Genomic DNA, 14,425 nt, shown 5'->3' with positions numbered 1-14,425 from the left:
GCCTCACTTGTTATAGGGGTCGGCTGCGTCGCGCAGGCCGTCGCCGAGCAGATTGAGAGCCATGACGGCAATAACGACAGCCACACCGGGCAGGAACAGCCAGGGTGCGGTTGCAATCGAGCGGATATTCTGCGCCTCGCGAAGCAAAACGCCCCAGGAAATCGTCGGCGGCTGCAGACCGAGACCGAGGAAGGACAGCGATGTTTCCGCAAGGATCATTGCCGGAACCGCAAGCGTGACCGAAGCGATGATATGGCTCGAAAAGCTCGGCAGCATATGGCGGAAGATGATGCGCCCTTCCGGCACGCCATCCAGCCGGGCCGCGGCCACGAACTCTTCGGTCCTGAGCGACAGGAACCGGCCGCGCACGACACGGGCGAGCTGCGCCCAACCGGTCAGGGACAGGATAATGGTGATCATCATATATTGCAGCGTGGCAGGCCAGCCCTGCGGCAGGGCGGCGGCCAGCGCCAGCCAGATGGGAATGGTGGGGAGCGACAGCACGAAGTCGATCACGCGCTGCATGACGAAATCGATGCGGCCGCCGTAATAACCGGATATGCCACCGAGAACGACGCCGAGCAGCAGCGAGAAGAACACGCCGACAAGACCGATCGACAGGGAGATCTGCGCGCCCTGCACAACGCGACTGAAGACATCGCGGCCGAGACGATCCGCGCCGAAGAGGAACAACGGCCGCGTTTTGTCGGTGGATGCCAGCAGATGGAGGTCCGTGGTGAACAGGCCGAACACGGAATATTCGTAACCGCGACCGAAAAGCTGAACCGGAATTTTCTTCGCCGTATCCTCGACGAAGACCGCCGCAAGCGTCTCCGGATTGCGGGTCAGCTTCAGCGGATAATAGTGCAGCCCGAGCGAGAAACCCTCGGTCGTATCGATGAAGTGGACGCGCTGCGGCGGATGGAAGGTGGCGCGGGCATTCTGAAGCACCGGATCGTTAATGGCGAAGAAGCCCGGCACCAGCGCGACGATATACATGGCGATGGTGATGAACAGGGCGGCCATGGCCAGCTTGTGGCGTTTGAACGCCCACCAGATGAGCTGCCACTGCGAAGCGACGGCGGCGCGGTCCTGCCGGGCATTGGTGGTCATGGTGATATCGCTCATGGCGCCCTCCTATTCGAGCCGGATGCGCGGATCGACCAGCGCAAGCAGGATGTCGCTGATAAGCGAACCGATCAGCGTCAGCGCGCAGATCAACAGCACGAAAGCGCCGGCGAGATACATGTCCTGCGCCATCAGCGACTGCAAAAGCAGCGGCGCGGCCGTCGGCAGATTGAGCACGATGGCGACGACCACGGAGCCCGAAATGAGATTGGGCAGCAGCCATGCGATGGTGGAGATGAACGGATTGAGCGCAATTCTGAGCGGATATTTCGTCAGCAGCTTAAACTCGGACAATCCTTTCGCCCGCGCCGTGGTTACATAGGGCTTGGGCAATTCATCCAGCATATTGGCGCGCATGACGCGGATGAGGCTTGCGGTGGAAGACACGGCAAGGATGGCGACCGGCAGCCAGATATGGGCCATCAGGTCCATCATCTTGGCGATGCTCCACGAGGCGGTCTCATATTCCGCGGAAAACAGCCCGCCGACATCGGCCCCGAACTCTACCGCCGCGACATACATCAGCACCAGCGCCAGCAGGAACGAGGGTATGGAAAGGCCGAAAAAAGAAAAGGCAGTGAAGAGATAGTCTCCTATCGAATATTTGCGCACGGCGGAGAAGACGCCGATGGGAAGCGCGATGGCCCAGGTTGCAAGAAGGCTTGCGATGGCCAGAACCAGCGTCAGCGCCATGCGCTCCCAGATGAGGCCTGAAACCGGCTGCTGCCACTCGAACGAAATGCCGAAATCGCCGCGACTGACGATGCCCCATATCCATTTCAGATATTGGACGATCATCGGGTCATCGAGGCCGAAACGTTCGCGCAGCTGCGCCGCCGTATTGTGGTCGATGACCTCGTTGGAGGCGGCCAGTGTGGCGATATAGGTCGTCACATAGTCGCCGGGCGGCAGCTGGATCAGGACAAAGGCAAGGAAACTGACGGCAAACAGGGACGGTATCATCCACAGCAGGCGTTTTACGATGAAAAGCAGCATGTCGTTCTCGCAATCACATTGTGCCGCACGCGCCGCCTTCCACTCAGGAGACGGGCTGTGGGTGGTCGAAACAACCTGAGAGGCGTCGCCGCGTTGCTGCAGCGACGCCCATGTGGCGTTATCAGCTTGTGAAGGTGAACTGTTGCGGCAGCGCCGGGCCAGGATTGGGCCAGGTCCAGCTGTCGGGTTCCGTTTCCGGCACGTTGCGCAGATTGTTGCGGATGATGCCGAAACCGCCCACCGCAAGGCAGAGGCCGATCGTTTCGAACTCTTCCGCCGCAATGTCGAAGATCTGCTTCATCTTCTCGCCGCGCTTGGCAAGGTCGGCCGTGGAGCGCGCCTCATCGAAAAGCTTGAAGCGCTTCTTCTGGCTTTCCGGCGGCTCCTCGCCCTTCTGGCCGTTGGATGTATACCAGAGCGCCCACGGAATGGCGTAACGCGACCCCTGCGGATGGAAGGCGAAGAAATCGCGCGGGTCGAGCATCGGATCGAGACCGCCGGGACCGGGCCAGACGGCCGCATCATGGGCGTTGTCATCGCCGCGTGTATAATAGAGCGCGCGTTCGATGGTATTGACCTTGATGTCGACGCCGATCTGCGCCCATTGCGCCTTCACCAGCTCCAGCGCATCGACCAGATCGGGATAGAGCGTCGGGATAACATCGATGGAGAAGAAGATCGGCTGGCCGTCGGGACGAAGCCGCATGCCGTTGCCGTTCTTCTTGTCGTAACCGGCCTTGTCGAGAAGCTCGTTCGCCTTGTCGGCGTCATATTCGGTGAATTGCCGCGCGAGCTTTTCATTGTACCAGGGATGTGTCGGGCGTGGCCCGGCCTGATACCCTTCGCTTTGGCCGAAATAAACGATGTCGATGATTTCCTGCCGGTTGAGCGCAATAGACAATGCCTGACGGAAAGACTTGTCTGCAAACATCTTGCGCATTGCCGGGTCTTTGTGGGTGATGTTCAGGTAAATCTGGCACTGCTGCGCGGCAGACGGCACCAAAGTCAGCAGGCGGTAGTCACCCTTTTTCATGTTCTGCGACAGGGTCGGCTTGTTAGCGAGAACGCTGATATGGCGCTCCTGAATGTCGATCTTGCCGGAAATGACGTTCAGCATCAGCGATTCCACATCCTGCGAAATGCCGAAATTGATTTCGTCGATATAGGGTAACTGGTTACCTTCGGTATCCACCTGCCAGAAGTATGGGTTGCGGGTCATGACCACCCGTGTCGCACCGCCGGAGTAAGGCTCCTTCACCACCCATGGATCAAGCGTCGGCTTGTCGACATTCGACCAGCGGGAGGGAATTTCGATATCCCCGCATTTGGCGCGGAACAGTTCGGTCCAGCTGGAGACGCCCGCCGCCTTCACATCGGCATCGAGCGCCGTGTTGTATTTCGGCAGGAACTTGCTGCAATAGTGTTTGGGAAACAGCGTCGGATGCTGGCCGAGCGGCGTGGCGAGGTTTTCGAGATAAAGCGCATTCGGCGCGGCGAATTTGAACTTTACCGTGAAATCGTCGACTTTTTCGACATCGACCGCCTTGCCGGCCACGGAGAGTTGCGCCGGCGTGGCGCTGTAAAGCTCCTTGTTCTTGATGCAGTCCTCGATGGCGAACACCACGTCATCTGCGGTGAAGGGGTGGCCGTCCGACCATTTTGCGCCCTCCAGCAAATGGAAGGTGAATTGCGAGGCATCGTCGTTGACCTCCCATTTCACCGCAAGGTTCGGAAGAACCTCGGTGAAATCCATGTTCCAGCGAACAAGGCCCTGATTGCCGACCATGCGCAGGATGCCGTTATGGTCCGACGAACCGCGCAGGCCACGGCGCAATGTGCCGCCATAGGTGCCGATTTTCTCGTGCGGCGTCACCACCATCGGATTTTTCGGCAGGCGTTCGGCCAAGGGCGGCAATTTGCCGTCCTTTACCAGCGCCTCCAGTTCCGGCGCCTGCTTGCCGGCAGCAGCCCGCGCCGAGGCTCCCATGACGGAAAGTGCGGCCACGCCGCCAACACCCGCCATAAAGGTTCGGCGCGTTACGCCCAGTGAAAATGCTTCGCCATCGCGCATCGACAATCCTCCCAAAAAATCACCGGCAGCGAGACGGCTTTCACCGAACCGCGACGGCCCTCCCGGCCAGCCAGCAAGCCGATCCTCCATCGGCAGGGGCAGACCATATGGGCGTTTTCAGATGATTACAAGTATTGACAGATTTTTACATCTTTTTTATCTGTAGGCCGGCTTTCAGGATCAAGCTTGAAGAAAAAAATCGGTAGGACAGCCCCCTCGCGCACAAAAACTCCGGTATTTCTGTTGCGATTGAAATGCAGGAAACCCATTAACTTCAGCGATTTGCAACGAAAGGGCTGCTGATGGACAATCACACTGCATCTGCCGCCGCTCGAGGCGAAACTCGGCTGAGCGACATCATCTACGAAAAAATCGTCGGCATGATTTCGGACGGGCGGTTTCCTGTGAACGAGCGGCTGCCATCGGAACAGAATCTGGCGTCGCTGTTCGGTGCATCGCGACCGGTTGTGCGGGAAGCGCTGGAGCGGCTTCGGAACGACGAGCTTATCGTTTCGCAAAAGGGATCCGGCTCCTATGTACGTCAGCAGCCGGATTCTTCCGTGTTGCAACAGGTGCCGGTCGGCTCGCTGGCCGACGTGCAGCGTTTTTTTGAGTTCAGGGCCGGATTGGAGGCTTCCGCGGCTGAGCTTGCGGCGCGCAACTGGCAGGCCGCTGACAGGGTGCGGATCGAGCAGGCGATTGCCGCGCTGGAACAATGTCTCGAGCGCAACGATCTCGGTGCTGAGGAAGATTTCGCCCTGCACGAAGCCATCGCGAAGGCGAGCCACAACCAGTTCCACATCACGGTGCGGATCTGGTTCAAGCCGCATTTCGCAATCGGCCAGTCGGTGACACGCAGCCTCAGCCTCAAGCGGACGCCGCAGCATGTGCGCGAAGTCCAGAACGAGCACACGGCAATCGTGGAAGCGATTTTTGCGCGACGGGAGCAGGCTGCGCATGACGCGATGAAAGACCACATATTGAAGGCGCGCGCCCGCATGTTTCAGGGCGTTGGCAGTTAGGCCGCATCCTGCACTGTCGAAAATAGAATCATAAAGGGCGGATGAGGGAGAGGAACCAGTGAGCCAGCCGCATATCATAGAACCGAAGCTCCGTTCCTTGATCGATACCCCGTTGAAGGTCGGCGAATCGCCTGCCTGGGACGAGCGAACCGGCGATCTGTGGTTCGTCGATATTCTCGCGCCCGCCATTTTCCGCCTGCATCCCGGCGGAAAACTCGACAGATACGACATGCCCGCCCAGGTCGGCTGTCTCGGCCTTTGCGACAATGGCTTGATCGTGGCGGGCCTCAGGACCGGCGTGCATCTTCTTAATCCCGCGAGCGGCAAGCTCGATCTTCTCTGCGATCCGGACGGCGGGCGGCCCGACAGCCGCCTCAACGACGGAAAAGTCGGCCCGGATGGCCATTTCTGGGTGGGGACCCGCGATGAGGCCGCGATACAGACGGGCAATGCACGCCTCTATCGCGTTGCCCCGGATGGCGGCATCGAACGCATCATCGATGGCGACATGTTCACTTCGAACGGACTTGCCTGGAGCCCGGACGGCAGACGCATGTACCATTCCGACAGCAGCGGCCTCATGCTTCAGGCGTTCGATTTCGACGCTGCGACCGGCAGGATCGGCCTGGCCGAACGTCTGCACGATTTCGCGCCGGATGAAGGCAGGCCGGACGGTGCGGCGACCGATTGCGAAGGCTGTTACTGGAGCGCCGGCGTTCAGGCGGGACGTCTCAACCGCTTTTCACCGGACGGCGAATTGTTCGAGGTCTACAGGCTGCCGTTCAAGGGGCCGACCATGCCCTGTTTCGGCGGTCCCGACCTCAAGACGATCTACCTTACAAGTCTCGTCACCGAGACGGACGGAATAACCACAGCAGGTACGGTTGTTGCATTCGATGCCCCGGTCGCCGGCACGCCCGTTCACAAATTCTCCATCTGAAGATGACTTTTGATCTTAAGGAACACAGTTGATGACGACATTCGATTTTCGCCAGGCCCTGAAGGGCATCTCCGGCGTTCCGGTAACGGCTTACGATGCAAGCGGCGAAGTGGAGACCGGTGTTACCGCCGAGGTTTACGCACGCGTTGCAAAGGCTGGAATCCATAATATCGTCGCGGCAGGCAATACCGGCGAATTCTACGCCTTGACGCCTGCAGAAATTCTGAAGGTCTATGAGGCCGCGATAGAAGGTGTCGGCGGGAAAGCCCCGGTCACGGCGGCTATTGGACGCTCTCAGCGCGAAGCGCTCTCCTTGGCGCGTCAGGCAAAAGAAATGGGCGCATCCGCCGTCATGTCGCATCAGCCAGTCGATCCTTTCGCGGCCCCGCAATCGCAAATCGACTACTTTACCGGCCTCGCTGAAGGCAGCGAACTGCCGCTGGTCGCTTATGTCCGGGCGGACGGCTTTTCGGTCGATGACATGGTACGGCTTGCGAGCCACCCGAATGTCGCCGGCATCAAGTTCGCGACGACCGACATCATGCTTCTGTCCCGCGCGATTGCCGCTTCCGATCCGGACGGCGCTCTATATGTCTGCGGACTGGCTGAAAGCTGGGCGGCTGCCTTCGCGGCGGTTGGTGCGCGCGGCTTCACCTCCGGCCTCGTTAACGTGGCGCCGCAATTTTCGCTGCAGGTTCATGAGGCACTGATGTCAGGCGATTTTACGGCTGCACGGAAGATTGTTCAAAAGATCGAATTGTTCGAGCGGCTGCGCACACGATATCGCAACGGCGCCAATGTGACCGTTGTGAAGGAAGCCATGGACATACTCGGGTTCAAAGTTGGCCCGGTGCGCGCACCGGGATTGGCGCGTCTGGATAAAGAGGACCGTGCGACCCTTGAGGGACTGCTTGCCAGCTGGTCTTGATGGCGCCGCACCGTCCAGCTGCAAATTACGCAAGTAACGGGGCGCGGTTCATCTGACGTGATCCGAACCGCGCCGCCTTGCCTTGATCGATCATGTGCCGGCCAAGAGCCGGCACATGAGTTTTTGGCGGAGCGCCTAGCCGAATAGCGCCAGACTGCTTTTTACCGTGACCCACACGCCCCAGAGAAGCGGAATACCAACCGCAGCCCAGGCAAGAGCGGCCTTGGCGTCCAGTCCACCGCGACCGATCCCGAAGGAGCCTGTCGGCCCGGCATTCGCGGCCGCGCTCTTCGCCTGAAGCGCCGCCACCTCCGAATCCGACATGAACCATTTGTCCGAGAGCGGCCGCACGAAGGCGTTGGCCACGAGGCCGATCGCCAGCATGCCTGCCAGAATATACATGGTGCTTGTGTACAGTGCGGGTCCGGGTGCCACGCCCGCCGCGATCTGCGCCTCGCGGATGTAATTGACGACGACGGGACCGGCGATGCCGGCAGTCGCCCATGCCGTTAGGAGACGGCCGTGGATTGCGCCGACGAACTGCGTGCCAAAGATGTCCGCAAGATAGGCAGGGATGGTGGCGAAACCGCCGCCATACATGGACAGGATGATACCGAAGGCGAGAACGAAAAGCGCCTTGTTGCCCATCATCGCGAGCGTCGGCGCCAGCGCGTAAAGAATGATGCCGAGAATGAAGAAGCAGAAATAAGTGTTCTTGCGGCCGATCTTGTCTGACATGGAGGCCCAGAAGAAACGGCCGCCAATGTTAAAGAGCGAAAGAAGGCCGGTGAAGCCAGCAGCAATCGCCGCAATCTGCGCCTTCTGGCCGGCATCGAGATCAGCAAAACCGACACCCGGAAGGCCGATCAGAGAACCCGCAAAGATTTCCTGCAGCATTGGAGAGGCCATGCCGATGACACCGATGCCGGCCGAAACATTCAGGCAGAGCACCGCCCAGATCAGCCAGAACTGTTTCGTCTTATGCGCGTCGCGCAGATGGACGTGTCGCGTGGTGATCATCGCGCTTTTGGCCGCAGGTGCCGTCCATCCTTCCGGACGCCAGCCCGCAGGCGGAATGCGATATCCGAAGGCGCCCGCCATCATGAAGACGAAGTATATTAACGCCATGACGACGAAGGTCTGCCAGACGCCGACAAAGGTTTCAGTCTTGAAGGTATTCATCAGCAGGTTGGCAAGTGGCGCGCCAATCATGGCACCGCCGCCAAACCCCATGATGGCCATGCCCGTGGCCATGCCGCGACGATCCGGGAACCATTTGATCAGAGTCGAGACCGGCGAAATATAACCGAGGCCAAGGCCAACGCCGCCAATGACGCCGGCACCCAGCCACATCAGCCACAATTGGTGGGTCATGACGCCAACGGCTGCCACCAGAATGCCGCCGCACCAGCAGCAGGCGGAAACGAAGCCCGCCTTGCGGGGTCCCACCTGTTCCAGCCAGCCGCCCCAGATAGCCGCCGAGCAGCCGAGAAGCACGAAGAAAAGCGTATAGATCCATCCAAGATCAGCCACACGCCAATTGCATTCGGTGGTAAACAGTGCGCCGACCAGCGTGAGGCTGGAGCAGCTCGGATCGGTCGCAGGCAACGCTTTCGACAGCGGCAGCCAAAATACGCTAAAGCCATAGGCCATGCCTATGCACAAATGAATGGCAAGCGCTGCCGGCGGCACCAGCCAGCGATTGAAACCCGGTCTTGCGATTATTCGTTCGCGGTCCAAAAACCCGGCTTGCGCCGCCTCTCCCGCCGTTGCGCCTGCTACTGCCATTGACACTACCTCCCTCGTGAATGTCTTGACATTTTTCATTCGCCCCGCCAGGCGAATAGCGATGCCGCCGAACGTCCTCCCATGCGGCGGCAAGCTTCATTCATTTCCGCACGGGTCAGACGCGCGTTGTTTCGGGCACGCTCGGCTCCGAAAGGGATTCTCCCGCAATCGGCCCCTTGCCGCCCGGTGCGCCCTTTGCGTCTTCGCCGAGCCCTACGGCATCGGCCGCTGGCGCGTCTGGCCGCCTGATCTCTCTGGATGCGGCAATCACGAGCGGTAGAAAATCACCGGCACCGGCGTCCACCATCTCAAAGAAGCGCCGCCGCATGCGCGGTTCCCAGAACTTGTTGATATGGGTGGCAACACCATCGATACGGATATCTTCCGGCTGTGACAGAAAAAACGTCGCAATCTGGTTCGCCATCCTCACCAGCTTTTCGTCCGTGTGATTGAGTAACATGATCTACTCCCCGCGCCAGTTCACGCCCCGACGCCACATGATGAGAAGGCCGGGACAAGCCCGGCCCCCGATTATTCCGCAGCTTCCAGCTTGCCCGCGATGCGGCGGGACTGACGCGAAAGCGCATCATATTCTTCCTGCCATTCCGTCGGCCCGTTGGAGGGAGAGACCTGAACCGCCGTTACCTTGTATTCCGGGCAGTTGGTCGCCCAGTCGGAGAAATCGGTCGTGATGACGTTCGCCTGCGTGCCGGGATGGTGGAAGGTCGTATAGACCACGCCCGGCGCCACACGATCCGTAATCAGCGCTCGCAGCGTCGTATCGCCCGAGCGGCTCGCAAGCTTGATCCAGTCGCCGTCCTTTACGCCGCGCTGTTCGGCGTCATGGGGATGGATTTCCAGACGATCCTCCTCGTGCCAGACGACGTTTTCCGTGCGCCGTGTCTGTGCGCCGACATTGTATTGCGACAGGATGCGGCCGGTGGTGAGCAGCAGCGGGAAACGCGGACCGGTGCGCTCATCCGTCGCCACATATTCCGTGCGGATGAACTTGCCCTTGCCGCGCACGAAGCCGTCCACATGCATGATCGGCGAACCCTCTGGGAATTTTTCGTTGCAGGGCCACTGCACCGAGCCCTTCTCTTCGAGGTAAGCATAGGAAACGCTGGCAAAACTTGGCGTCGTTGCCGCTATTTCGTCCATGATCTCGGAGGGATGGGTGTAGTTCCACGAAAGACCCATGGCCTGCGCCAGCTTCTGGGTTACCTCCCAGTCGGCATAACCGTTCTTCGGCGACATGACCTTGCGCACGCGGTTAATGCGGCGCTCGGCATTGGTAAAGGTGCCGTCCTTTTCGAGGAAGGTGGAACCCGGCAGGAACACATGCGCGTAATTTGCCGTCTCGTTCAGGAAGAGATCGTGCACCACGACACATTCCATGGCGGCAAGGCCGGCGGAAACGTGCTTGGTATCGGGGTCCGACTGGAGAATGTCCTCGCCCTGAATATAGATGCCCTTGAAGCTGCCATCAACAGCGGCATCCAGCATGTTGGGGATACGTAGGCCCGGTTCGTTGTTGAGCTTCACGCCCCAGAGTTTCTCGAACACATCGCGTGTCGCATCATCGGAGATATGGCGATAGCCCGGTAGCTCGTGCGGGAAAGACCCCATATCGCAGGAGCCCTGCACATTGTTCTGACCGCGCAGCGGATTGACGCCCACCCCGGGACGGCCGATGTTGCCGGTCGCCATGGCAAGATTGGCAATCGCCATGACGGTCGTTGAACCCTGGCTGTGTTCGGTAACGCCAAGACCATAATAGATCGCGCCATTGCCGCCCTTGGCATAAAGCCGGGCCGCCCCGCGCAGATCTTCCGCGGAAACACCGGTGAAAGGTTCCGTCTCTTCCGGGCTGTGCTGCGGCTCGGCTACAAAAGCAGCCCAGTCCTCGAATTCCGACCAGTCGCAGCGCTCGCGAATGAATGCCTCGTTGAACAGCCCTTCGGTGACGATCACATGCGCCAGTGCCGTGAGCACCGCAACGTTGGTGCCCGGCAGCAGCGGCAGGTGGAAAGCGGCCTCCACGTGCGGCGTGCGCACAAGATCGATACGGCGCGGATCGATGACGATCAGCTTTGCGCCCTGACGTAGCCGCTTCTTCAGCCGGGATCCGAAAACGGGATGGCCGTCGGTCGGATTGGCGCCGATGACAAGCACGACATCGGAATGCTCCACGCTGTCGAAATTCTGCGTGCCGGCAGATGTGCCGAAGGCCTGGCCAAGACCATAACCCGTGGGCGAATGGCAGACGCGGGCGCAGGTATCAACGTTATTGTTGCCGAAACCGGCGCGAATGAGTTTCTGGACGAGGAATGTTTCCTCATTCGTACAGCGGGACGAGGTGATGCCGCCAATGGACTCTATCCCATAGGTGCCCTGGATGCGCCGGAACTCGGACGCAACGTGGGAGAAGGCTTCCTCCCAGGTGACTTCCCGCCACGGATCGCTGATTTTTTCGCGAATCATCGGGTTGAGGATACGATCTCTGTGGGTCGCATATCCGTAAGCGAAGCGGCCCTTGACGCAGGAATGGCCACGGTTTGCCTGTCCGTCCTTCCACGGCACCATGCGCACCAGCTCTTCACCGCGCATTTCCGCCTTGAAGGAGCAACCGACGCCGCAATAGGCGCAGGTGGTCACCATCGAATGTTCCGGCTGGCCAATCTCGATCACCGATTTTTCGGTGAGCGTCGCAGTCGGACAGGCCTGTACGCAGGCACCGCAGGACACGCAGTCGGAATCGAGGAATGCCTCGTGCGCGCCGGGCGATACCCTGCTTTCAAAACCGCGGCCTTCGATCGTGAGCGCGAAGGTGCCCTGCACTTCCTCGCAGGCGCGCACGCAACGGGAACAGACGATGCATTTGGAAGGATCATAGGTGAAATAGGGATTGCTTTCGTCCTTCGGCATAAAGCGGACATTAAGATCGCCCTCCCCGGTGCGGGCCTTGACGTGATTGTCGCCCTCGTAACCATAACGCACATCGCGAAGGCCCACCGCGCCCGCCATATCCTGCAATTCACAATCGCCATTGGCGGCGCAGGTCAGGCAGTCGAGCGGGTGATCGGAGATGTAAAGCTCCATCACGCCCTTGCGGATCTGCTTCAGCCGCTCTGTCTGCGTATGCACGACGAGACCGGCGGCAACAGGCGTGGTGCAGGAGGCAGGGGTGCCATTGCGGCCCTCCACCTCAATCAGACAGAGCCGACAGGAGCCAAAGGCATCCACCATGTCGGTGGCACAGAGTTTCGGCACATCGATGCCCGCTTCGCGCGAGGCGCGCATGATCGAGGTTCCAGCGGGAACAGTCACCTGGCGACCGTCGATTGTGAGCGTTACCATGTCCGTAGCGTTGGACTTGGGGGTGCCGTAGTCGAATTCAGTTACAAGGGCCATGGTCTTACTCCGCCGCTTCAACACGTGGGATGGGGGCAAAATCAGCAGGGAAATGCCGGAGCGCGCTCATGACGGGATAGGGCGTGAAACCGCCGAGCGCACAGAGCGAGCCGAATTTCATGGTTTCGCAGAGGTCTTCCAGCAACGCCGTGTTTTTCTCCCGCTCGATTCCGAGCGCGATCTTGTCCACCGTCTCGACACCGCGTGTCGAGCCGATGCGACAGGGTGTGCACTTGCCGCAACTTTCGACGGCGCAGAACTCCAGCGCAAACCGGGCCTGATGCAGCATGTCTGCCGTATCATCGAACACCACGATGCCCGCATGGCCTATCAGGCCACCAGCCGCCGTAAACGCTTCGTAGTCAAAGACCGTGTCGAACAGCGACACCGGGAAATAAGCGCCGAGCGGACCTCCCACCTGCACCGCCTTGACGGGACGGCCGGTGATCGTGCCGCCACCGATATCGTTCACCAGTTGCCCGAGCGTCAAACCGAAGGCGGTTTCGTAAAGCCCGCCATGCTTGAGGTTGCCAGCAAGCTGGATCGGGATGGTGCCGTGCGAACGGCCGACACCGAAATCGCGATAAAACGCCGCGCCACGATCCATGATGACCGGAATGGAAGCGAGCGAAATCACATTGTTGACGACCGTCGGCTTACCGAACAGGCCCTGCAGGGCGGGTAGCGGCGGCTTGGCGCGCACCGTGCCGCGTTTGCCTTCAAGGCTGTTCAGGAGTGAGGTCTCCTCGCCGCAGACATAGGCGCCGGCGCCCATGCGCACTTCCATGTCGAACGCACGGCCTGACCCGAGGACGGAGGACCCAAGAATACCCTCACGCCTTGCGATCTCGATCGCCTTTTCCATGACCCTGATGGCGTAGGGATATTCCGAGCGGGTATAGATGAAGCCCTTGGACGCACCGACGGCGAGGCCGGCAATCGCCATGCCTTCGATCAGCACGAAGGGGTCACCCTCCATGATCATCCGGTCGGCGAAAGTACCGCTGTCGCCCTCATCCGCATTGCAGACGATGTATTTCTGGTCCGCCATCGCATCGGCAACGGTCTTCCATTTGATGCCGGTGGGGAAACCAGCGCCACCGCGTCCGCGCAGGCCGCTCTGGGTCACCTCCGCGACGATATCCAGCGGGGCCATCGTCACAGCTTTTTCAAGACCCTTCATGCCCTGATAGGTGCGGTAATCCTCCAGCGACAATGGATCGGTGACGCCACATCGGGCAAATGTCAGACGCGTCTGGCTCTTCAGGAACGGAATGTCCTTTGTCAGCCCGAGACAGAGGCGATGGTCGCCACCAGTCAGAAAATCCGCGTCAAAAAGCGAGGCGACGTCGCTCGCCTTGACGGGGCCATAGGCGATACGGCCATGCTCGGTGCGCACTTCAACCAGCACTTCAAGCCAGAGCATGCCGCGCGAGCCGTTGCGGACAATCTCGACCTCAAGGTTACGGCCAGCGGCCTCGCGGGCGATGGCATCGGCAACGCGGTTTGCGCCAACGGCAAGAGCGGCGGAATCGCCGGGAACAAAAACGGTGACACTCATCGGCGTGCCTCCGCCAGAATCTCGACAAGACAGTCCTCATCAAGACGGGCATGGACTTCGCCATCCAGCATCAGGGCCGGTGCCTGAGCGCAGAGCCCAAGACAAAAGACCGGCTCAAGCGTGACGGAACCGTCGGGCGCGGTTTCGTGCCAGTCGAGGCCGAGGCGGCTCTTGATGGTTTGCGCAAGAGGCTCGCCACCCATCGACTGGCAAGCCTCGGCGCGACAGAGCTTTAAGACATGGCGACCATGCGGATGATCCCGGAAATCGGGGTAGAAGGTGACGACGCCATGAACCTCGGCGCGCGATATGTTCAGCGCGGATGCGATGATCTGCTTGGCGCTTTCCGGGATATAGCCGAATTCTTCCTGCATTGCGTGCAGGATGGGCAGCAAAGGCCCCTCCAGATGGAGAAATTCATCAATGATGGCGGAAACACGCGCCGCCTCATCTACGGCAACCGCTCGAATATTCATAAGCCAGTCCTCCCAAACCGACAGGGGCAGGGATAACGAGCGGGATATAGTCAATCCTTTCGAAGCCCTGCGGTGCTTGAAAGAATGTCGAGATCGGCGGG

Annotated in this window: 11 protein-coding genes; 3 read left to right on the top strand and 8 right to left on the bottom strand. The window is 60.1% G+C overall.

The window, feature by feature from the left end; all coding sequences use genetic code 11:
- Positions 1 to 3: 3 nt before the first annotated feature.
- The 3 genes from DOU54_RS03475 to DOU54_RS03465 all read right to left on the bottom strand — a co-directional run bounded on the left by DOU54_RS03475 (position 4) and on the right by DOU54_RS03465 (position 4,195).
- Entirely contained in the window at positions 4 to 1,128 is a 1,125-nt protein-coding gene (locus DOU54_RS03475; protein ID WP_072493744.1) for an ABC transporter permease, read from the bottom strand.
- Between the two features lie 9 nt (positions 1,129 to 1,137).
- Complete coding sequence (locus DOU54_RS03470) at positions 1,138 to 2,124, bottom strand: ABC transporter permease (RefSeq protein ID WP_003521681.1); 987 nt, start codon at positions 2,122 to 2,124, stop codon at positions 1,138 to 1,140.
- A 121-nt stretch (positions 2,125 to 2,245) separates the two neighbouring features.
- Positions 2,246 to 4,195: an ABC transporter substrate-binding protein gene (locus tag DOU54_RS03465; RefSeq protein ID WP_080823406.1), complete on the bottom strand. Its 1,950-nt coding sequence runs from the start codon at positions 4,193 to 4,195 to the stop codon at positions 2,246 to 2,248.
- 302 nt (positions 4,196 to 4,497) lie between these two features.
- On the opposite strand from DOU54_RS03465, the gene DOU54_RS03460 reads away from it, so the two are divergent.
- Genes DOU54_RS03460 through DOU54_RS03450 form a run of 3 tightly spaced genes read left to right on the top strand, consistent with a single transcriptional unit; the run spans position 4,498 to position 7,085 of the window.
- Positions 4,498 to 5,217 (top strand): FadR/GntR family transcriptional regulator, encoded by a 720-nt coding sequence (locus DOU54_RS03460; RefSeq protein ID WP_003521683.1) that lies wholly within the window; start codon positions 4,498 to 4,500, stop codon positions 5,215 to 5,217.
- 58 nt (positions 5,218 to 5,275) lie between these two features.
- On the top strand, positions 5,276 to 6,157 hold the full coding sequence (locus tag DOU54_RS03455) for an SMP-30/gluconolactonase/LRE family protein (RefSeq protein ID WP_113730660.1): 882 nt from the start codon (positions 5,276 to 5,278) through the stop codon (positions 6,155 to 6,157).
- A 31-nt stretch (positions 6,158 to 6,188) separates the two neighbouring features.
- Positions 6,189 to 7,085, top strand: a complete 897-nt coding sequence (locus tag DOU54_RS03450) for a dihydrodipicolinate synthase family protein (RefSeq protein WP_072493746.1) — start codon at positions 6,189 to 6,191, stop codon at positions 7,083 to 7,085.
- Positions 7,086 to 7,220: 135 nt separating this feature from the next.
- On the opposite strand, the gene DOU54_RS03445 is transcribed toward DOU54_RS03450, so the two are convergent.
- From DOU54_RS03445 to DOU54_RS03425, 5 genes are all read right to left on the bottom strand, one after another.
- Positions 7,221 to 8,873, bottom strand: a complete 1,653-nt coding sequence (locus DOU54_RS03445; protein ID WP_113730658.1) for an OFA family MFS transporter — start codon at positions 8,871 to 8,873, stop codon at positions 7,221 to 7,223.
- A gap of 115 nt (positions 8,874 to 8,988) precedes the next feature.
- Positions 8,989 to 9,333 carry a formate dehydrogenase subunit delta gene (locus tag DOU54_RS03440; RefSeq protein WP_004444566.1) on the bottom strand — a complete coding sequence of 115 codons (345 nt, stop codon included), beginning with the start codon at positions 9,331 to 9,333 and terminating at the stop codon, positions 8,989 to 8,991.
- Positions 9,334 to 9,404: 71 nt separating this feature from the next.
- Positions 9,405 to 12,287: a formate dehydrogenase subunit alpha gene (fdhF, locus tag DOU54_RS03435; RefSeq protein WP_113730656.1), complete on the bottom strand. Its 2,883-nt coding sequence runs from the start codon at positions 12,285 to 12,287 to the stop codon at positions 9,405 to 9,407.
- Positions 12,288 to 12,291: 4 nt separating this feature from the next.
- Positions 12,292 to 13,848, bottom strand: a complete 1,557-nt coding sequence (locus DOU54_RS03430) for a formate dehydrogenase beta subunit (RefSeq protein ID WP_113730654.1) — start codon at positions 13,846 to 13,848, stop codon at positions 12,292 to 12,294.
- On the bottom strand, positions 13,845 to 14,324 hold the full coding sequence (locus DOU54_RS03425) for a formate dehydrogenase subunit gamma (protein WP_037092937.1): 480 nt from the start codon (positions 14,322 to 14,324) through the stop codon (positions 13,845 to 13,847). The genes DOU54_RS03430 and DOU54_RS03425 overlap by 4 nt, the downstream gene beginning before the upstream one ends.
- Positions 14,325 to 14,425 lie beyond the last annotated feature (101 nt).

Origin of the sequence: Agrobacterium sp. MS2, from assembly GCF_003261015.1 — a bacterium.
Classification (GTDB): Bacteria; Pseudomonadota; Alphaproteobacteria; order Rhizobiales; family Rhizobiaceae; genus Agrobacterium; species Agrobacterium pusense.
The sequence above is the reverse complement of the archived record's forward strand: the minus strand, read 5'-3'. Positions and strand labels throughout refer to the sequence as shown.

What these genes read in the sequence shown, in the direction of transcription:
- DOU54_RS03470 (WP_003521681.1), bottom strand. Translation starts at nt 2,124, where the DNA reads ATGCTGCTTTTCATCGTAAAACGCCTGCTGTGGATGATACCGTCCCTG.
- DOU54_RS03440 (WP_004444566.1), bottom strand. Translation starts at nt 9,333, where the DNA reads ATGTTACTCAATCACACGGACGAAAAGCTGGTGAGGATGGCGAACCAG.
- DOU54_RS03460 (WP_003521683.1), top strand. Translation starts at nt 4,498, where the DNA reads ATGGACAATCACACTGCATCTGCCGCCGCTCGAGGCGAAACTCGGCTG.
- DOU54_RS03475 (WP_072493744.1), bottom strand. Translation starts at nt 1,128, where the DNA reads ATGAGCGATATCACCATGACCACCAATGCCCGGCAGGACCGCGCCGCC.
- DOU54_RS03450 (WP_072493746.1), top strand. Translation starts at nt 6,189, where the DNA reads ATGACGACATTCGATTTTCGCCAGGCCCTGAAGGGCATCTCCGGCGTT.
- DOU54_RS03425 (WP_037092937.1), bottom strand. Translation starts at nt 14,324, where the DNA reads ATGAATATTCGAGCGGTTGCCGTAGATGAGGCGGCGCGTGTTTCCGCC.
- DOU54_RS03430 (WP_113730654.1), bottom strand. Translation starts at nt 13,848, where the DNA reads ATGAGTGTCACCGTTTTTGTTCCCGGCGATTCCGCCGCTCTTGCCGTT.
- DOU54_RS03445 (WP_113730658.1), bottom strand. Translation starts at nt 8,873, where the DNA reads ATGGCAGTAGCAGGCGCAACGGCGGGAGAGGCGGCGCAAGCCGGGTTT.
- DOU54_RS03465 (WP_080823406.1), bottom strand. Translation starts at nt 4,195, where the DNA reads ATGCGCGATGGCGAAGCATTTTCACTGGGCGTAACGCGCCGAACCTTT.
- fdhF (WP_113730656.1), bottom strand. Translation starts at nt 12,287, where the DNA reads ATGGCCCTTGTAACTGAATTCGACTACGGCACCCCCAAGTCCAACGCT.